This window comes from Pseudomonas sp. BNK-30, assembly GCF_047456185.1.
Taxonomy (GTDB): Bacteria; Pseudomonadota; Gammaproteobacteria; order Pseudomonadales; family Pseudomonadaceae; genus Aquipseudomonas; species Aquipseudomonas putida_E.
Map to the genome: position 1 here is coordinate 3,765,831 of NZ_CP179904.1, position 18,532 is coordinate 3,784,362.

Consider the following 18,532-nt stretch of genomic DNA (forward strand, 5'->3'; position numbering starts at 1 on the left):
TTGCGAACAGGTATCAACAAAGGCTGAGGATGATAACAGACCCGGCCTTTGCTGAACACCAATCACCCTTATACCCCTGATAAATTCCATTAATCGGCCTGACGACGCAGGAAGGCCGGGATATCCAGGTAGTCCAAGTCATCCTGAGGGTTGAGTTTAGCTGCTGCGGCAGCGCCTGCGTGGGCCTGGTTGCGCATCACGGTCGGACGCTCCAGGTCACGGTAGTTGACCGCTGGCTGCTCCTGACGAACAGGGGCCGGGTTGGAGGCCTCGTACGCCTGCTGGGCAGTCTGCAGGGTGTTGTCGACCACCTTGACCGGCTTCTCGATACGCGCGCCCAGGCCAGTGGCCACCACGGTCACGTGCAGCTCATCGCGCATGTCCGGGTCGATCACGGTGCCCACCTTGACCATCGCGTGGTCGGAGGCGAAGGCTTCGATGATGCTACCCACATCGGAGTACTCGCCCAGCGACAGGTCAGGGCCTGCGGTGATGTTCACCAGGATGCCGCGGGCGCCCTGCAGGTTGACGTCTTCGAGCAGCGGGTTGCGGATTGCCGCCTCGGTGGCTTCGCGAGCACGGTTCGGGCCGCTGGCGCAACCGGTACCCATCATCGCCATGCCCATCTCGCCCATCACGGTGCGCACGTCGGCGAAGTCGACGTTGATCATGCCCGGGCGCTTGATGATGTCGGAAATACCGCGAACGGCACCGGCCAGTACATCGTCAGCCTTGGCAAAGGCGGACAGCAGGCTGGCATCCTTGCCCAGGATGGTCAGCAGCTTCTCGTTGGGAATGGTGATCAGCGAGTCGACGCTCTCGGCCAGCATGCGGATGCCTTCATCGGCGATCTGCATACGTTTGCGACCTTCGAACGGGAACGGGCGGGTTACCACGGCAACCGTGAGAATGCCCATTTCCTTCGCCACTTCGGCGATGATCGGCGCTGCACCGGTACCGGTACCGCCGCCCATGCCGGTAGTGATGAACACCATGTTGGTGCCCTGCAGCACCTCGGCGATGCGCTCACGGTCTTCCAGAGCAGCCTGACGGCCGACTTCCGGATTGGCACCTGCACCAAGGCCCTTGGTGACCCCGGTACCCAGTTGCAGGATGGTGCGCGCGCCGATGTTTTTCAGCGCCTGAGCATCGGTGTTGGCGCAGATGAACTCGACGCCTTCGATGCTGCTTTTCACCATGTGGTTGACGGCGTTGCCGCCGCCACCGCCGACACCGATCACTTTGATGACCGGGCTTTGCGGGACGTTGTCTACGAGCTCGAACATTTTCCCTCTCCTTTCAGTTCTCTAGTTGTCGCGCCTACCACTACTGCTTTGAAACTTAGAAGTTGCCCTGAACCCACCGCTTGAAGCGCTCAAGCACTGGGGCCTTCGGTTCATCGCCATAGCTGTTGCTGCTGCTGTTACCGGTCAGGGGCAAGTCTTCGGACTGCTTCTGCAGGCCGTAAGCGAGCAAGCCCACGCCGGTGGAATAGATCGGGTTGCGCACCACGTCGCTCAACCCCCGAACGCTGTGCGGTACGCCCAGGCGTACCGGCATGTGGAAAATTTCTTCGGCCAGTTCCACGGCGCCTTCCATCTTCGCGGTGCCGCCGGTGAGGACGATGCCGGCCGGCACCAGGTCCTCGTAACCGCTGCGGCGCAGCTCGGCCTGGATCAGCGTGAAAAGCTCGTCGTAACGGGGCTCTACCACCTCGGCCAGGGCCTGGCGCGACAGTTCGCGCGGTGGGCGGTCGCCCACGCTCGGCACCTTGATGGTCTCGCCGGCGCCGGCCAGTTTGGCCAAGGCGCAGGCGTAACGGATCTTGATTTCCTCGGCGTACTGGGTGGGTGTACGCAGGGCCATGGCGATGTCGTTGGTGACCTGGTCGCCGGCAATCGGGATGACCGCAGTGTGACGGATCGCGCCTTCGGTGAAGATGGCGATGTCGGTGGTGCCGCCGCCGATGTCCACCAGGCACACACCGAGCTCTTTCTCATCGTCGGTCAGCACCGAGTAGGCCGAGGCCAGTTGCTCGAGGATGATGTCGTCGATTTCCAGGCCACAACGGCGCACGCACTTCTCGATGTTCTGCGCCGCGTTGACCGCGCAAGTGACCACGTGAACCTTGGCTTCCAGGCGCACGCCAGACATGCCCAGCGGCTCGCGCACACCTTCCTGGTTATCGATCACGTAGTCCTGCGGCAGGGTGTGCAGCACGCGCTGGTCAGCCGGAATGGCCACGGCCTGGGCAGCGTCAAGCACACGCTCGAGGTCGGCAAGGCTGACCTCGCGGTCGCGAATGGCGACGATGCCGTGGGAGTTCAGGCTGCGGATATGGTTGCCGGCCACGCCGACGAACGCCGAGTGGATGCGGCAGCCAGCCATCAGCTGCGCTTCTTCCACTGCGCGCTGGATCGACTGCACGGTGGACTCGATGTTCACCACCACGCCCTTCTTCAGGCCGCGGGAAGGGTGAGTACCGATCCCGACGATCTCCAGGGTACCGTCTTCGCCTACTTCACCCACCAGCGCCACCACCTTGGAGGTGCCAATGTCCAGCCCGACGATCATTTTGCCGCTATGCGCGTTTGCCATGGTCCTGCCTCTCTCTAATTCTTCGCAACGGCGGGTTGGGCCGTCGTCGGTGCGTTCGGTTCCCGCCAACCAACGGCAAGTCCGTTGGAATAACGCAGATCAATGCGGGCGATGTTGGTGATCTGCTCTTTGAGTGTCTTGTCGTAAATGGCAATGAAACGGCGCATCTTCTCCACCAGATGATCGCGCCCCAGCAGCAGCTCGACGCCCTGCCCGGTGCTGCCCGCACCGGTGGTCAGGAACCAGCTGCCACGCTCGCGCAGCTCCAGGCGAGCGATGGAAAAGCCCAAGGGGCGCAGCATCTGGCTCAAAACCTGATACTGCTGCATGACTTGCTGCTGGGCACGCTGCGGCCCGGCCAACTGCGGCAGATGCTCGTAGTTGGCCAGCTCGCGCGGGGTGAAGGCCTGGCCCTGGTTGTTGAGCAAGGCTTCCTCACCCCAGCGTGCCACCGGCAACTGTTCTTCCAGGCGAATCACCACCTCGTCCGGCCAAACCCGGCGTACTTCGGCGTGGGCGATCCATGGCATCTGCTCGAGCTCGGCTCGCATCGCCGTGAGGTCGACGCTGAAGAAACTCGCTGCCACGTATGGCGCGATCCGCTGCTGCACCGACTGCTGGCTGATGTAACTGAGGTCGCCCTGCACGTCGATCTTGGTGATCGGCCGGTCGGCGTACGGCATCAGGCGAATGGCGCCCTCGTAGGCGCCAAAGCCTGCGGCCACCAGCAACACCGGCCACAGCAGGCGCTTGAGGCCGCCCAGGCTGGGCCGCGGCAGGCGCGCCGATACGGGCTCGTCGGCCACCAGTCGGCTGGCACCACGCGGCACCGGCTTGCTACGGCCGGTAACGGGTTGCTGCTGACGTATCATTGCGCCTTGCATGGTTTGTTAACCTCGCGTCGCTACGCTGTCGGCCAGGATCGCCAGCACCAGTTGCTGGAAGTCCAGACCGGCCGCGCGGGCCGCCATGGGCACCAGGCTATGATCAGTCATGCCCGGCGCGGTGTTTACTTCGAGCAGCCAGAACCGGCCCTGCTCGTCCTGCATCACGTCCAGACGGCCCCACCCTTCAATGCCGATGGCATCGCAGGCGCGCGCGGTCAGGTCGATAAGCTCCTGCTCCTTGGCACTGTCCAGCCCGCACGGAATGCGGTACTGGGTGTCATTGGCGATGTACTTGGCGTCGTAGTCGTAGAACACGTGCGGAGTGCCCAGGGCGATCGGCGGCAGCACCTGGCCACGCAGAACGGCAATGGTGAACTCCGGGCCGTGAATCCATTGCTCGACCAGCACCTGAGAATCGTATTTGGCGGCGTCTTGCCAGGCAGCGACCAGTTCCTGCTCGCTGTTCACCTTGGCCATGCCGATGCTAGAGCCTTCATGGGCAGGTTTGACGATCAGCGGGAAGCCCAGTTCCGTACCAGCTACAACACAATCTTCTTCGCTGGCCAGCACAGCATGACGCGGGGTCGGAATGCCCAGGCTTTGCCATACCTGCTTGGTCCGCAGCTTGTCCATGGCCAGGGCCGAGGCGAGGATGCCACTGCCGGTGTAGGGAATGCCCAGGCACTCCAGCAGGCCTTGCATGCTGCCGTCCTCACCGCCGCGGCCGTGCAGGATGATGAAGGCACGGTCGATCTTCTCGCTTTGCAGGCGGGCCAGCAGGTCGTCGCCCACGTCGATGGCGACCACGTCGACACCGGCGCTGCGCAGCGCCTCGATCACGGCAGCGCCCGACTTGAGCGAGACTTCACGCTCGGCGCTCTTGCCGCCGTACAGTACAGCGACACGACCGAACGCGTTGACGTCCAGGGTCGAATGTAGCTTCTCGTAGGCGCTGGTCATTTCGACTTCTCCTGCTTGGCGCCAGCGAACAGCGGGCTTTTCATCAATTGCGGGGCCAGGCCACCGACATCGCCGGCACCCTGGCACAGCAGGATGTCACCGGCACGCAGCAGCGGCTTGACCAGCGGTGCCAGCTCGGCGCCGCGTTCGATGTAGATCGGGTCCAGCTTGCCGCGCTGGCGGATGCTGTGGCACAGCTGACGGCTGTCGGCACCGGGTATCGGCTCTTCACCGGCCGGGTACACCTCCATCAGCAGCAGCACGTTGGCATCGCCCAGCACCTGCACGAAATCGTCGTACAGGTCACGGGTGCGGCTGTAACGGTGTGGCTGGTAGACAATGACCAGGCGACGGCTTGGCCAGCCACCGCGTACAGCCTTGATCACCGCCGCCACTTCGGTCGGGTGGTGGCCGTAGTCGTCGACCAGCATCACGCTGCCGCCTTCAACCGGCAGTTCGCCGTACACCTGGAAGCGTCGACCGACACCCTGGAAGCCGGAAAGCCCCTGCACGATGGCTTCGTCGCTGATGCCTTCGTCGGTGGCGATGGCGATGGTGGCCAGGGCATTGAGCACGTTGTGGTTACCCGGCATGTTGACCGACACTTCCAGCGGCTCACGATCACGGCGCAGCACGGTGAAGTGGGTCTGCATGCCCTTCTGGCTGACGTTGATCGCGCGGATGTCAGCCTCTTCGCTGAAACCGTAGGTCACGGTCGGGCGCTTGACCTGCGGCAGGATCTCACGCACCACCGGGTCGTCCAGGCACATCACGGCCAGGCCGTAGAACGGCAGGTTGTGCAGGAACTCGACGAAGGTTTTCTTCAGTTTGTTGAAGTCACCCTCGTAGGTGGCCATGTGGTCGGCGTCGATGTTGGTGACCACAGCAACCATCGGCTGCAGGTGCAGGAAGCTGGCGTCGCTTTCGTCGGCTTCGGCGATCAGGTAACGGCTGGTTCCCAACTGCGCATTGGTGCCGGCAGCGGTCAGGCGGCCACCGATGACGAACGTCGGGTCCAGGCCACCGGCGGCAAATACCGAGGCCAGCAGGCTGGTGGTGGTGGTTTTGCCATGGGTACCGGCAACCGCCACACCATGGCGGTAGCGCATCAGCTCAGCGAGCATTTCGGCACGCGGCACCACTGGAATGCGCCGTTCAAGCGCAGTGGCGACTTCCGGGTTGGCCGGGTTGATGGCGCTGGACACCACCAGTACATCGGCATTGGCGGCGTTTTCGGCACGGTGGCCAACGAAGATCTCGGCACCGAACGACTCCAGGCGCTGGGTAACCGGCGACACCTTGAGGTCGGAGCCGGACACTTCATAGCCCAGGTTCAGCAGCACTTCGGCAATACCGCACATGCCCACGCCGCCGATACCGACGAAGTGGATACGATGAATACGGCCCATCTTCGGCTGGGGCATGGCTTTCTGGCTTTCAACCATGGGCCACCTCCAGGCAGATATCGACCACGGTGCTGGTTGCGGAAGGTTTGGCAAGGCCCCGTGCGGTGCGTGCCATGGTGTTGAGTTTCTCGGGTTGCATCAGCACCTCGTTCAGGCGTTCAGCGAGTTGCGCTGCGCCAGTTGTCGCTTGTGGCATGAGGAAGGCGGCGCCTTCCCGAGCCAGATATTGGGCGTTATGGGTCTGGTGGTCGTCGATGGCATGGGGCAAAGGCACCAGCATCGAAGGCAGGCCGGCCGCCGCGAGCTCGCTGACGGTCAGGGCACCGGCCCGGCACACCACCAGGTCGGCCCAGCCATAGGCGTGGGCCATGTCCTTGATGAACGGCTCTACCTGAGCCTCGACACCCGCCTCTTGATAACGCTCGGCGGTGATCGGCGCGTGGTGCTTGCCGGCCTGATGGAACACCTCGGGCCGCAGGTCAGCGGGCACCTCGGACAGGGCCTTAGGCAACAATTTGTTCAATGGTTCCGCACCCAGGCTGCCACCCATGACCAACAGGCGGGCACGGCGCTCGCCCAAGGGAGCACGCTGCGCATCCATGAACAGCTCAGGGCGCACCGGATTGCCGGTGGTACGCAGCTTTTCGCCAGCTTCAAACGTGCCTGGGAAAGCCTCGCAGACACGCGCCGACAACGGCACCAGCAGGCGATTGGCGGTACCGGCGCGGGCGTTCTGTTCGTGAATCACCAGCGGCACACCGCACAGACGCGCGGCGACGCCGCCAGGGCCGGTCACATAGCCACCGAAGCCGATCACGCAGACCGGCTTGAGCTGGCCAATGATACGCCGCGCCTGGAGCACGGCCTTGACCAGGGTAAACGGTGCCTTGAGCAGCGACAGCTTGCCCTTGCCACGCAAGCCGCTGACCTGGATCAGGTGCAGCGCCAGGCCGGCCTGGGGGACCAGCTCATTCTCGATGCCACGGGGGGTGCCCAGCCAGTGCACGGTATAGCCGCGCGCCTGGAACTCACGTGCGCAGGCCAGGGCCGGGAACACATGGCCTCCGGTGCCACCCGCCATGATCAGTACGTTTTTGCCGTCAGCGGCCATGACTGGTCTCCTCGGCAAAATCGCTTTCGCTGAATTCGTGTTCCTCGCTGCCCAGGTGCGTGCGGCTTTCCCATTCGATACGCAGCAACAAGCCGACGCAGGCACAGCAGATCACCAGGGAGCTGCCCCCGTAACTGAGGAAGGGCAAGGTCAGGCCCTTGGTCGGCAGCAAGCCGACGTTCACGCCAATGTTGATCAGGAACTGGCCAATCCACAGGAACGCCAGGCCAAATGCCATGTAGGCGGCAAAGTACTGCTTGGCCTTCTCGGCCCACAGGCCGATGTAGAGGGCGCGCACGGTCACGAATACGAACAGCGCGATGGTCACCAGCGAACCGACCACGCCCAACTCCTCGGCGAGTACCGAGAACACGAAGTCGGTGTGCGCTTCAGGCAGGTAGAACTGCTTTTGCACACTGTTGCCCAGCCCTACGCCCAGCCACTCGCCGCGGCCGAAGGCGATCAATGCCTGGGTCAACTGGTAACCAGAGCCGAACTGGTCGGACCAGGGGTCGGTAAAAGTGATCAGGCGCGCCATCCGGTAGGGCTGCGCCTGCACCAGCACGAACACTGCGACCACCGCCAGCACCACCATCAGGCTGAAGCGGAACAACCCTACGCCGCCGAGGAACAGCATGGCTGCGGCAGCGCCCATCATGACCACGGTGGCACCGAAGTCCGGCTCCATCAGCAGCAGGCCGGCCATCGGCAGCAGCACGATGAACGGTTTGAAAAAGCCCATCCAGCTTTCGCGCACTTCGGTCTGCCGACGTACCAGGTAGCCGGCGAGATAAATGACCACGAAGACCTTGGCGATCTCCGAAGGCTGGACGTTGAAGAAGCTGAAGCCGATCCAGCGCATCGAGCCGTTCACTTCCCGACCGATGCCAGGCACCAGCACCAGTACCAGCAGGCCAAAGGCGCCAACCAGCATCATGAAGCCCATGCGCTGCCACGTGGCGATCGGCACCAGCAGGGTCGCACCACAGGCGACCAGGCCAATGGCCACGTAAACCAGATGGCGGAACATGTGGTACAGCGGGTTGCCTGACTGTACTGCGGCCACCTCCGACGACGCCGAGGTGATCATCACCAGGCCCAGGCCGAGTAGCGCCAGGCAGCCGGCCAGGAAGGCGAAGTCGAGGTCGATGCCACGGCCGCTGATAAGCGGCGACGGGTACGGCTTGAGGATGCCGAAGATCATGCCAGCCCTCCCGCCGCCTGGGCGAACAGCCGCCCGCGTTCTTCAAAGTTCTTGAACATGTCGAGGCTGGCGCACGCCGGCGACAGCAACACGGCGTCACCCGGCAGAGCCAGCTCGGCGCATTGCTGCACGGCCTCGTCCAGCGTCTTGACCCGCACCAGCGGCACGGCATCACCTAGCACCTCGGCCAGGCGTTCAGCATCACGGCCGAGCAACACAACGGCGCGGCAAAAACGTGCCACCGGCTCACGCAGGGCGGCAAAATCGGCACCCTTGCCGTCGCCGCCGGCGATCAGCACCAGCTTGCCGTCGATATCCGCGCCCAGGCCTTCGATGGCGGCCAGGGCAGCACCGACGTTGGTCGCCTTGGAATCGTCGTACCAGCTCACACCGTTGCGCGCACGCACCCATTGGCAACGATGGGCCAGGCCGCCGAATTCGCGCAGGGCTTCGAGCATCGGCTCGAACGGCAGACCGGCGGCATGCCCGAGGGCCAGGGCCGCCAGGGCGTTGCTCTGGTTGTGGGCACCCCGAATTTTCAGGTCACGGACCGGCATCAGTGCCTGGAACTCGAAAGCCAGGTACTTCTCGCCCTCGACTTCACGCAAGCCGAAGGCCTTGAAGTCCGGCTGATTCAGGCCAAAGCTCCAGCACGGGCGATTTTCGACCGGCAACGGCCGGCTCAGGGCATCCTGGCGGTTCACCACCACTTGGCGGGCGCCACGGAATATCCGGTGCTTGGCCAGGTGATAGGCCGGCAGGCCGCTGTAGCGGTCCATGTGGTCTTCGCTGATGTTCAGCACGGTGGCAACTTCGGCATTGAGCTGGTCGGTGGTTTCCAGCTGGAAGCTCGACAGCTCCATGACATACAACTCGACATCATCACTGAGCAGGTCCAGGGCCGGTGTACCCAGGTTGCCGCCGACGGCCACGCGCTTGCCGGCCTTGGCGGCCATCTCGCCGACCAGGGTGGTTACCGTGCTTTTCGCATTGGAGCCACTGATCGCCACGATCGGCGCCTTGGCATGGCGGGCGAACAGTTCGATGTCACCGGACAGCTTCACGCCACGCGCAGCCGCCTGCTGCAGGGCCGGCGTGGCCAGTGCCAGGCCTGGGCTCACGTACAACTCGTTGGCGCGGCACAGGAAGTCCACGTCCAGTTCACCACAGCGTACTTCCACCTGCGGGTAATCACGGCGCAGGGTGTCCAGTTCCGGCGGTTGCTCGCGGGTGTCGGCGACCGCAAAGGCAATGCCCTGGTTCGCCAGGAAGCGAACCAGGGACATGCCGCTCTTGCCGAGGCCGACAACGATGCGGAATTGGTCGGAAGCGATCAGTGACACGCTCGTCTACCTCAGTTTCAGGGTTGCAAGGCCGATCAGCACCAGAATCACGGTGATGATCCAGAAACGGACAATCACCCGTGGTTCAGGCCAACCCTTGAGTTCAAAGTGGTGGTGGATCGGTGCCATGCGGAACACGCGCTTGCCGGTCAGCTTGAAGGAAGCGACCTGGATCACCACCGACAGGGTTTCCATCACGAAGATGCCGCCCATGATGAACAGCACGATTTCCTGGCGCACGATCACGGCGATGGTGCCCAGTGCAGCGCCCAGCGCCAGCGCGCCGACGTCACCCATGAACACCTGGGCCGGATAGGTGTTGAACCACAAAAAGCCCAGGCCGGCGCCGATCAGCGCGCCGCAGAACACGATGAGCTCACCTGAACCCGGCACATAAGGAATGAGCAAGTACTCAGCGAACTTCACGTTACCCGACAGGTAGCAGAAGATGCCCAGCGCACCGCCAACCATCACTGTCGGCATGATCGCCAGGCCATCAAGGCCATCGGTCAGGTTGACCGCATTGCTCGATCCGACGATGACGAAGTAGGTGAGGACGACGAAGCCGATGCCCAGCGGGATGGTGACGTCCTTGAGGAACGGCACGATCAGGGTGGTTTCGACTGTGGTCGGGGCCGTCTGATACAGGAAGATCGCCGCCGTCAGGCCGAACACCGACTGCCAGAAGTACTTCCAGCGGCTAGGCAGGCCGCGCGAGTTCTTTTCGATCACCTTGCGGTAGTCGTCGACCCATCCGATGGCGCCGAACAGCAGCGTGACGATCAGTACCGTCCACACATAGCGGTTCGACAGGTCGGCCCACAGCAGGGTGCTGATGCCGATGGCGGACAGGATCAAGGCACCACCCATGGTTGGCGTGCCGGATTTGGACAAGTGCGATTGCGGGCCGTCATTACGGACGGCCTGACCGATCTGGCGGATCTGCAGGGTACGGATCATCCACGGGCCCAGCCACAGCGCCAGCGACAACGCGGTCAGTACGCCAAGGATCCCGCGCAGGGACAGGTACTGGAAGACCGCGAAGCCTTTGTGGAACTGTTGCAGATACTCAGCCAACAGCAGCAGCATTAATGTTTCTCCCCGCTGGCACCGCACAATGCAGCCACGACGTTTTCCATCGCAGCGCTGCGCGAGCCCTTGATCAAGATAGTGGTGTTGCTGGCAGTTTCGGCACGAACGGCCTCGATCAGCTCAGCTTGAGTTGCGAAATGACGGCCATTGGCGCCGAACGCCTTGACCGCATGTGTCATGTTGGTACCCACTGCATACAGGGCATCGACCTTACCGCGCGCGTAATCGCCCACCTGACGGTGGCCTTCTTCGGCCCACTGCCCCAGCTCGCCGATATCCCCCAGCACCAGAACGGTGCGACCGGAAAAGCCGGCGAGTATATCAATGGCCGCGCACATCGAGGTGGGATTTGCGTTGTAACTGTCATCGATCACGCGCACGCCATTCGGGGCGATTTGCGCCACGGTACGGCCCTTGACCGGCTGCATGGCGTTCAGGCCGGCGGCAATGCCGCTCAGGCTCAGACCAACGGCATGGGCGGCGCCGGCGGCGGCCAAGGCGTTGCTGACGTTATGCTCACCGAGCACATTGAGCTGCACGGCCACCGATGCGCCGGCGCCATGCAGTGTGAACGACGGGCAACCCCGCGCGTCGCGCCCGATGTCGGTGGCATGGAAGTCGGCGCGGGCGTCGCTGCGGGCAAAGCTGATGACCTTGTGCGCACCCGCACGCGCCTTCCAGATGGCAAAGGCCTTGTCGTCCAGGTTGAGGATGGCCGTGCCACCCTCGCCCAGCCCTTCGAGAATCTCGCCCTTGGCTTCAACGATCTTCTCTGGCCCGCCGAACTCGCCGACGTGGGCAGTACCTGCGTTGTTGATGATGACCACCTGTGGCTGGGTGAGGCCCACGGTATAGCGGATCTCGCCAATGCGCGAAGCGCCCAGCTCAATGACGGCGGCGCTGTGCTGCGGGGCAATTTCCAGCAGGGTCAGCGGTGCACCCAGGTCGTTGTTCAGGTTGCCACGGGTGGCATGAACAGGGCCACGGGTACGCAGGATGCAGGCAAGCATCTCTTTGACCGTGGTCTTGCCGCTGGAGCCGGTGATCGCTACCACAGGTTTGTCGTAGCCGGCACGGTTCAGCGCACCAAGCTGGCCGAGGGCCAGACGACTGTCGGCAACCACCAGTTGCGGCAGGTCGACATCGGCCACTTCACGCTCCACCAGCGCTGCCACAGCCCCCTTGGCCTGCACATCGGCCAGGTAGTCGTGGCCATCGAAACGCGGCCCCGCCAGGGCGACGAACAACTGCCCGGCGCCGACGCTGCGGCTGTCGATGCTGACACCGCTGAAGCTGGCGTCTGCGCCGACCAGGCGAGCGCTCAGTGCTGCGGTCAGCTGGCTGAGTGTCATGGGCTTAAGCATGTGGAGCCTCCCAGGCTGCAAGTGCCTTTTCGGCTTCGACCAAGTCGGAGAAGTCATGGCGCTGGCCATTGATTTCCTGGTAATCCTCGTGCCCCTTGCCGGCCAGGACGATGACGTCCGAGGCGGCAGCAGAAGCGATCAGGTGTGCAATGGCCTCGCCACGGCCAGCGATGAACTCGACCTCGGCGGGCCGGGCAAAACCAGGGCGAATGTCGTTGAAGATGGCCTGCGGGTCTTCGGTACGTGGGTTATCGTCAGTGACCAGTACACGGTCAGCCAGGCGCTCGGCCACCTCGGCCATCAGCGGACGCTTGCCACGATCGCGATCGCCGCCACAACCGAACAGGCACAGCAATTGGCCGTGGGCGTGCGGGCGCAGGGCCTGGAGTACTTTTTCCAGGGCGTCAGGAGTGTGCGCGTAGTCGACCACCACCAGCGGCTTCTCACCACCGCCAAGGCGCTGCATGCGGCCCACCGGGCCCTGCAATTGCGGGGTGACCTTGAGGATTTCATCCAGCGAATAATCCAGAGCCATCAGAGTGGCCACGGCCGCGAGCATGTTGCTCAAGTTGAAGCGGCCCAGCAGCTGGCTGCGCAAGGTGCGCTCACCCTGGGCAGTGACGATGATGGCGCGTACGCCATCGTCGTCGAATTTGGCTTCACGGCAATACAAGGAAGCGTCGGAGTTTTCCAGGCTATAGCTGAGCAAACGGGTCTCGATATGATCGACACTCGGACGACGGGCAAAATCAGCCGCCAGGCGACGCCCGAATCCGTCATCCAGGTTGACCACCTGGCAACGCAGGCCAGGCCAGGCGAAAAGCTTGGCCTTCGCGGCCTCATAGGCCTCCATGCTGCCGTGATAGTCCAGATGATCACGGGACAGGTTGGTCATCACCGCGATATCGAATTCCAGCGCAGCAACACGACCCTGTTCCAGGGCGTGCGAGGATACTTCCATCGCCACAGCCTTGGCGCCAGCCTTTTTCAGATCATAAAGGGTCGACTGCACCGCAATCGGGTCTGGCGTGGTCAACCGACCGCTCTGCAACTCACCATGAAACCCGGTACCCAGGGTGCCGATCAGGCCGCACCGCTGGCCAAGTGCATCGAGCGCCTGGGCCACCAGCTGAGTGACGCTGGTCTTGCCGTTGGTGCCGGTAACCCCGACCAGGTTCAGCTGACGGCTCGGCTCGCCATAGAAGCGGCCGGCAATATCCGACAGCTGGGCGATCAGGCCTTTGACCGGGATCAGCGGCACATCGGTGATCGGCAGCACATGGGTGCCCTGCTGTTCGTAAGCGACTGCGGCGGCACCACGGGCCAGCGCGTCGCTGATATGGTCACGGCCATCGACCTTGGCCCCCGGCACGGCCAGGAACAGGTCACCTGCGCGCACAGCACGGCTGTCCAGGGTCAGCTCACGGATCAGCGGGTCGCGACTGGCGTGGGCGAAAAGCTTGCTCAGTGGCATTGTCATCATCCACGCCCTCCCTTGGCGGGTACTGCATTGACTTGTTGCGGGTCGGCAGGCGGTGGCAGGTTGTCTGGCGGCACATTCATCAGCCGCAGGGTGCCCGACATGACGTTGCTGAACACCGGCGCCGATACCAGACCACCGAAATAACCGCCTTTCCTCGGCTCGTCGATGACCACGACAATGGCGTAACGCGGGTCGCTCATCGGGCCGAAGCCGGCGAACAGCGAGCGGTAGGCGTTTTCGGTGTAGCCCTTGGCGCCAACTGTGGCTTTACGTGCGGTACCGGACTTGCCGGCCACGTGATAGAACGGCACCTGGGCACGGAATACCCCGCGCGGCGCCTCGATCACTTGCTGCAACATGCCTTGCACGGTCTCGGCGGTGTCCTTTGGAATGGCCTGGACTGCCTCGGGCGCCTTGTCGACCTTGAGGATCGACAGCGGCACCATCTTGCCGTCGTTGGCCAGCGCCGCGTAGGCATGCACCAGCTGCAGGGCGGTAACCGAGACGCCGTAGCCATAGGACAAGGTCGCGGTTTCGGCCTTGCGCCACTCGCGATGGTTGGGCAGGTTGCCAACGCGCTCACCCGGGAACCCAAGGCCGGTGTACTGGCCAAGGCCGACCTGGGACATGACCCGGTAGATGGCTTCGCCGCCGATATCGAAGGCGATCTTGCTCATGCCGACGTTACTGGAGTTGATCAGGATGCCGGTCAGGTCGAGGATCGGCCCCTCGCTCCTGGACACGTCCTTGATGGTGTAGCGGCCGATCTGCAAGCTGCCCGGGTACACCTCGACCTTGTCGGTGGGCTTCCAGCGCCCACTCTCCAATGCGGCGCTCATGGAGATCGGTTTGACCGTGGAGCCTGGCTCGAACACGTCAATGATCGCCCGGTTACGCATCGCCGCCGGGAACATGGTGCGACGGTTGTTCGGGTTGTAGGTCGGCTGGTTGACCATCGCCAGGACCTCACCGGTCTTGACATCCATGATCACCAGGCTGCCGGCCTTGGCGTCCTGTTCGGCGATTGCGTTACGCAGTTCGCGAGTGGCCAGGTATTGCAGGCGCAGGTCGATGGACAACGCCAAGGTCTTGCCGGCCTTGGCGTTCTTGGTTACCTGAATGTCCTTGATCAAGCGGCCGCGCCGGTCCTTGATCACTTGCCGCTTGCCGGGCACCCCGGCCAGCCATTCATCGTAGGCCAGTTCCACCCCTTCGCGGCCATGGTCATCCAGGTCGGTGAAACCGACCATGTGCGCGGTGACATCACCGGCGGGATAGAAGCGGCGGAATTCTTCAAGGCCGTATACACCCGGCACTTTCAGGTCGAGCACATGCTGCCCCTGCTCCGGGGTCAGGCCGCGGACCAGGTAGATGAATTCTTTGCTGGCCTGCTGGGTCAGGCGCTCGCTCAGCTGTTGGGCGTTTTGCCCCAGTGCTGCGGCCAGTTGCGGCCAGCGCTCCTTGGAGGCTTGCATTTCCTTGGGGTTGGCCCACAAGGTGGTGACAGGCGTACTGACGGCCAGAGGCTCACCATTGCGATCGGTAATCAGACCACGGTGTGCCGGAATAGGGATATGACGCAGGCTGCGGGCATCGCCCTGGCCCTTGAGGAAGTCACGGTCGACCACCTGCAGGTCGATGATGCGCCAGCAGATGGCACCGACCATCAACGCCAGCAAGCCGATCACCACGCGGAAGCGCCAGGGGTAGAGCGCGCCTTCGAGCTTCATCATGGCGCCACCATCCGTACTTCGTCGGCGGCAGGCACGTGCATCTTCAGCTGCTCGGAAGCCAGGTTCTCGATGCGGCTGGCAGCGGTCCAGGTGCTTTGTTCGAGGATCAGCCGGCCCCACTCGGCCTGGGCCTTGTCGCGCTCATTCAACTCGCCGTACAGGGTGTTGAGCAACTGGCGATTCCAGTGGGCGCTGTACGATACGGCAATGGCCGAAACAAGCACGCCAACGAACAGCAGAAGCATCAGGAAGCTTCCGCCTGGCAAAGGTTTGGCAAATAGCCGGCTCACCGAAGCTTCTCCGCCACCCGCATCACGGCGCTGCGCGACCGCGGGTTGGCCTTGAGCTCGGCTTCGGAAGCAAACTGGGCCTTGCCGATCAGACGGATTTTCGGCTCGAAGACCTTGTGCTGAACCGGCAGGTTGCGCGGCAGGTTGTCCGCTTCACCCTTGACCAGTTTGCGCATGAACAGCTTGACGATACGGTCTTCCAGCGAGTGGAAGCTGATCACCGCCAGACGGCCGCCGACTTCCAGCGCATCGAGCGCAGCCTCAAGGCCGGCCTCAAGGTCGCCCAACTCGTTGTTGACGTGAATGCGCAGGCCCTGGAAGGCACGGGTAGCCGGATTTTTACCTTTTTCCCAGGCAGGGTTGGCGACCTTGAGCACTTCGGCCAAGTCCGCAGTACGCGTGAACGGCTGCTTTTCGCGGCGCTCTACCACGGCACGCGCCATGCGCCCGGCAAAACGCTCCTCGCCGTACTCTTTGAAAACGCGGGCAATTTCCTCAACCGGCGCGGTGGCGATGAACTCGGCAGCACTGATGCCCTGGTCGGGGTTCATGCGCATGTCCAGCGGGCCGTCATTGAGGAAACTGAAACCGCGCTCGGGGTCGTCCAGCTGGGGCGAGGACACGCCCAGATCAAGCAGGATACCGCTGACCTTGCCAGCCAGCCCGCGCTCGGCCACTTCCGCGCCCAGTTCGGCAAAACTGCGCTGCACAATGACAAAGCGGCCGTCTTCGGCCGCCAGCGCTTGCCCCGTGGCAATCGCTTGAGGATCTTTGTCGAAGCCCAGCAGCCGCCCTTGCGGCCCGAGCTTGCTGAGGATCAGACGGCTGTGCCCGCCGCGGCCGAAGGTGCCGTCGAGATAGCAACCGTCGGCGCGCAGGGCCAATGCCTCGACAGCTTCGTCGAGCAGGACGGTGATGTGGTTGAAGCCGCTATCTATGGTCACAGGATCAGGTCACGTAAATCGTCGGGCATGGCGCCCGGTTGTTGGATAGCTGCAAGGTCGGCTGCCGAAACTGCGTTCCAGGCATCCTCATCCCACAGCTGGAATTTGTTCAACTGCCCCACCAGCATCGCCTTCTTGTCCAGCTTGGCGTACTCCCGCAGGCGGGGCGGTACCAGGAAACGGCCACTGCCGTCGAGCTCCAGGTCCACCGCATTACCGATCAGCAAACGCTGCAGGCGGCGGTTTTCCTCACGCAACGACGGCAAGGCACGCAACTTGGCTTCAATCTGCTCCCACTCATCGAGGGGATAAACACACAAGCAGGGGTCGACGGCGTCGATGGTCACGATCAGCTGACCATTGCAACGCGAATCGAGCTCGTCACGGTACCGGCTCGGCATGGCGAGACGGCCCTTTGCATCGAGGCTGACGGCGTTGGCTCCGCGGAACACGGCTGCGATTCCCCACAATGGTAGCTTTTTTGTGCCAGAAAACCCACTTCATCCCACTTTCTGCCACTTGCGCACACTATAGGAATCCGTCCGCTGCACCGTCAAGGCGCGTTCATAGGGAAAACCCTTACAGGACCGAGATTTAGCTCAATAAAGGAAGAAGGAAGGAGTACTGGGGGCAAAAAAAAACGTGAAAAATCAAACCCACTCAAACGGATACCGTTTGAACTTAAAGTGATTTATTAAGAGTAAGATCTTTTCGGTATTACAAACGCGCTCTGCTATCGATCGAGCAGAAGGGAGGAGAGGTGGAGAGTCGATCTGTAAGCCGGGTTTTGTCGAGGACAGTCATTCCTCTACGACGGCCATCACTGGACGCCTCTAGCAACCTACCCGGTTCCGACGCGGGCCACGCCTGATGGAACCCTATTTGGTCTTGCTCCGAGTGGGGTTTACCTAGCCACGAACTGTTGCCAGACGTGCGGTGCGCTCTTACCGCACCTTTTCACCCTTACCGGCACCGAAGTGCTTAGGCGGTTATTTTCTGTGGCACTTTCCGTAGGCTCGCGCCTCCCAGGCGTTACCTGGCACTCTGCCCTATGGAGCCCGGACTTTCCTCCCCCCGCCGTTACGCAACAAAAGTTGCGGAACAAAAGCAGGCAGCGACTGTCCGATCGACTCTCCGGCGCCAAGGTTAACGGCAGCTGCGCTCAAGAACAAGCAATACCGCAACTATATCAAATTGCCATTACTGCGGTTTCTGCTTTTCCAGTGCCGCCTGATACAACAGGTTCTTGCGCACACCGGTGATCTCGGCCGCCAAGGCCGCCGCACGCTTGAGCGGCAACTCGGCCAGCAGCAGGTCCAGCACACGCTGCGCTTGGACACTGATCGCCGCCTCACCTTCCGGCGCACTCCAGCCACCGACCAACACCACGCACTCGCCGCGCTGCTGGTTACTGTCACCCGCCACGAACTCGCACAACTCTGCGAGCGGCAACCCTTTGAGGGTCTCGAAGGTTTTGGTCAGCTCACGTGCGAGCAACGCCGGGCGCTCGGCACCGAACACCAGCTTCATATCCTCCAGACACTCAAGAATACGATGAGGCGCTTCGTAGAAAATCAACGTGCGCGGCTCTTCCTTCACCTGCTCGAGCCGGCCACGGCGACCGGCGCTTTTGGCGGGGAGGAAACCTTCGAAAATGAACCGATCGGAAGGCAGCCCGGCCGCCGAAAGCGCGGCGATCAGCGCGCAGGCGCCAGGCACAGGCACCACATCGACGCCTGCGGCTCGCGCCTGACGCACCAGGTGGTAGCCAGGATCGGAAATCAACGGTGTACCGGCATCGGAAACCAACGCCACATCCTCACCGGCCAACAGCTTGGTGATGAATCGCCCGCCTTCGTCCCGCTCATTGTGCTCGTGACAGGCTGCCAGCGGCGTGTCGATGCCGAAATGCTGCAGCAGGCGGATCGAGTGCCGGGTGTCCTCGGCGGCGATCAAGGCGACGTTGGCCAGCACCTTCAATGCCCTGGCGCTCATGTCGTCGAGGTTGCCAATGGGGGTTGCGACCACATACAGCGTCCCCACGGTGGATTTCGAAGCCCCTGCCACATCAGTCACTGCGCACACCTGCCTTTCGGATCAAAGGCGCCATTGTAGCC

The 18,532-nt window shown here is 62.9% G+C and carries 16 protein-coding genes and 1 other RNA gene; all 17 read right to left on the minus strand.

Features of this window, described 5'->3' with window-relative positions; genetic code table 11:
- Positions 1-89: 89 nt before the first annotated feature.
- The 17 genes from ftsZ to rsmI all read right to left on the minus strand — a co-directional run bounded on the left by ftsZ (position 90) and on the right by rsmI (position 18,491).
- Entirely contained in the window at positions 90-1,286 is a 1,197-nt protein-coding gene (gene ftsZ / locus ACMGGN_RS17490; RefSeq protein WP_003251871.1) for a cell division protein FtsZ, read from the minus strand.
- Between the two features lie 55 nt (positions 1,287-1,341).
- The gene (gene ftsA / locus ACMGGN_RS17495; protein ID WP_012312872.1) at positions 1,342-2,598 is read right to left on the minus strand and encodes a cell division protein FtsA; all 1,257 of its coding nucleotides are present in this window, start codon (positions 2,596-2,598) and stop codon (positions 1,342-1,344) included.
- Positions 2,599-2,612: 14 nt separating this feature from the next.
- Positions 2,613-3,482, minus strand: a complete 870-nt coding sequence (locus tag ACMGGN_RS17500; protein ID WP_012312871.1) for a cell division protein FtsQ/DivIB — start codon at positions 3,480-3,482, stop codon at positions 2,613-2,615.
- Positions 3,483-3,488: 6 nt separating this feature from the next.
- Positions 3,489-4,445 carry a D-alanine--D-alanine ligase gene (locus tag ACMGGN_RS17505; protein WP_046784855.1) on the minus strand — a complete coding sequence of 319 codons (957 nt, stop codon included), beginning with the start codon at positions 4,443-4,445 and terminating at the stop codon, positions 3,489-3,491.
- Positions 4,442-5,890 (minus strand): UDP-N-acetylmuramate--L-alanine ligase, encoded by a 1,449-nt coding sequence (gene murC, locus ACMGGN_RS17510; protein WP_046784854.1) that lies wholly within the window; start codon positions 5,888-5,890, stop codon positions 4,442-4,444. Before murC ends, ACMGGN_RS17505 begins: the two co-directional genes overlap by 4 nt.
- Complete coding sequence (murG, locus tag ACMGGN_RS17515; RefSeq protein WP_119688321.1) at positions 5,883-6,962, minus strand: undecaprenyldiphospho-muramoylpentapeptide beta-N-acetylglucosaminyltransferase; 1,080 nt, start codon at positions 6,960-6,962, stop codon at positions 5,883-5,885. The genes murC and murG overlap by 8 nt, the downstream gene beginning before the upstream one ends.
- On the minus strand, positions 6,952-8,166 hold the full coding sequence (ftsW, locus tag ACMGGN_RS17520) for a putative lipid II flippase FtsW (RefSeq protein WP_046784852.1): 1,215 nt from the start codon (positions 8,164-8,166) through the stop codon (positions 6,952-6,954). The genes murG and ftsW overlap by 11 nt, the downstream gene beginning before the upstream one ends.
- Positions 8,163-9,509, minus strand: a complete 1,347-nt coding sequence (murD, locus tag ACMGGN_RS17525) for a UDP-N-acetylmuramoyl-L-alanine--D-glutamate ligase (protein WP_046784851.1) — start codon at positions 9,507-9,509, stop codon at positions 8,163-8,165. The genes ftsW and murD overlap by 4 nt, the downstream gene beginning before the upstream one ends.
- 6 nt (positions 9,510-9,515) lie before the next feature.
- Positions 9,516-10,598 carry a phospho-N-acetylmuramoyl-pentapeptide-transferase gene (gene mraY / locus ACMGGN_RS17530; protein WP_012312865.1) on the minus strand — a complete coding sequence of 361 codons (1,083 nt, stop codon included), beginning with the start codon at positions 10,596-10,598 and terminating at the stop codon, positions 9,516-9,518.
- Positions 10,598-11,965: a UDP-N-acetylmuramoyl-tripeptide--D-alanyl-D-alanine ligase gene (locus ACMGGN_RS17535; protein WP_414156148.1), complete on the minus strand. Its 1,368-nt coding sequence runs from the start codon at positions 11,963-11,965 to the stop codon at positions 10,598-10,600. Before ACMGGN_RS17535 ends, mraY begins: the two co-directional genes overlap by 1 nt.
- On the minus strand, positions 11,958-13,448 hold the full coding sequence (gene murE / locus ACMGGN_RS17540) for a UDP-N-acetylmuramoyl-L-alanyl-D-glutamate--2,6-diaminopimelate ligase (protein WP_182445246.1): 1,491 nt from the start codon (positions 13,446-13,448) through the stop codon (positions 11,958-11,960). Before murE ends, ACMGGN_RS17535 begins: the two co-directional genes overlap by 8 nt.
- The gene (locus ACMGGN_RS17545) at positions 13,445-15,178 is read right to left on the minus strand and encodes a peptidoglycan D,D-transpeptidase FtsI family protein (RefSeq protein ID WP_161872110.1); all 1,734 of its coding nucleotides are present in this window, start codon (positions 15,176-15,178) and stop codon (positions 13,445-13,447) included. Before ACMGGN_RS17545 ends, murE begins: the two co-directional genes overlap by 4 nt.
- Positions 15,178-15,471 carry a cell division protein FtsL gene (ftsL, locus tag ACMGGN_RS17550; RefSeq protein ID WP_012312861.1) on the minus strand — a complete coding sequence of 98 codons (294 nt, stop codon included), beginning with the start codon at positions 15,469-15,471 and terminating at the stop codon, positions 15,178-15,180. The genes ACMGGN_RS17545 and ftsL overlap by 1 nt, the downstream gene beginning before the upstream one ends.
- Positions 15,468-16,415 carry a 16S rRNA (cytosine(1402)-N(4))-methyltransferase RsmH gene (gene rsmH, locus ACMGGN_RS17555; protein ID WP_012312860.1) on the minus strand — a complete coding sequence of 316 codons (948 nt, stop codon included), beginning with the start codon at positions 16,413-16,415 and terminating at the stop codon, positions 15,468-15,470. The genes ftsL and rsmH overlap by 4 nt, the downstream gene beginning before the upstream one ends.
- On the minus strand, positions 16,412-16,867 hold the full coding sequence (mraZ, locus tag ACMGGN_RS17560) for a division/cell wall cluster transcriptional repressor MraZ (protein WP_011535546.1): 456 nt from the start codon (positions 16,865-16,867) through the stop codon (positions 16,412-16,414). Before mraZ ends, rsmH begins: the two co-directional genes overlap by 4 nt.
- Before the next feature lie 308 nt (positions 16,868-17,175).
- Positions 17,176-17,549, minus strand: an RNA gene (gene rnpB / locus ACMGGN_RS17565) — RNase P RNA component class A.
- Positions 17,550-17,615: 66 nt separating this feature from the next.
- Positions 17,616-18,491, minus strand: coding sequence for a 16S rRNA (cytidine(1402)-2'-O)-methyltransferase (gene rsmI, locus ACMGGN_RS17570; protein WP_046784848.1), 876 nt, complete (start codon positions 18,489-18,491; stop codon positions 17,616-17,618).
- Positions 18,492-18,532: the final 41 nt, after the last annotated feature.

Bases quoted from the DNA above. Each gene is read 5' to 3' on its own strand.
- ftsZ (WP_003251871.1), bottom strand. From the start codon at position 1,286: ATGTTCGAGCTCGTAGACAACGTCCCGCAAAGCCCGGTCATCAAAGTG.
- ftsA (WP_012312872.1), bottom strand. From the start codon at position 2,598: ATGGCAAACGCGCATAGCGGCAAAATGATCGTCGGGCTGGACATTGGC.
- ACMGGN_RS17500 (WP_012312871.1), bottom strand. From the start codon at position 3,482: ATGCAAGGCGCAATGATACGTCAGCAGCAACCCGTTACCGGCCGTAGC.
- ACMGGN_RS17505 (WP_046784855.1), bottom strand. From the start codon at position 4,445: ATGACCAGCGCCTACGAGAAGCTACATTCGACCCTGGACGTCAACGCG.
- murC (WP_046784854.1), bottom strand. From the start codon at position 5,890: ATGGTTGAAAGCCAGAAAGCCATGCCCCAGCCGAAGATGGGCCGTATT.
- murG (WP_119688321.1), bottom strand. From the start codon at position 6,962: ATGGCCGCTGACGGCAAAAACGTACTGATCATGGCGGGTGGCACCGGA.
- ftsW (WP_046784852.1), bottom strand. From the start codon at position 8,166: ATGATCTTCGGCATCCTCAAGCCGTACCCGTCGCCGCTTATCAGCGGC.
- mraY (WP_012312865.1), bottom strand. From the start codon at position 10,598: ATGCTGCTGCTGTTGGCTGAGTATCTGCAACAGTTCCACAAAGGCTTC.
- ACMGGN_RS17535 (WP_414156148.1), bottom strand. From the start codon at position 11,965: ATGCTTAAGCCCATGACACTCAGCCAGCTGACCGCAGCACTGAGCGCT.
- murE (WP_182445246.1), bottom strand. From the start codon at position 13,448: ATGATGACAATGCCACTGAGCAAGCTTTTCGCCCACGCCAGTCGCGAC.
- ACMGGN_RS17545 (WP_161872110.1), bottom strand. From the start codon at position 15,178: ATGAAGCTCGAAGGCGCGCTCTACCCCTGGCGCTTCCGCGTGGTGATC.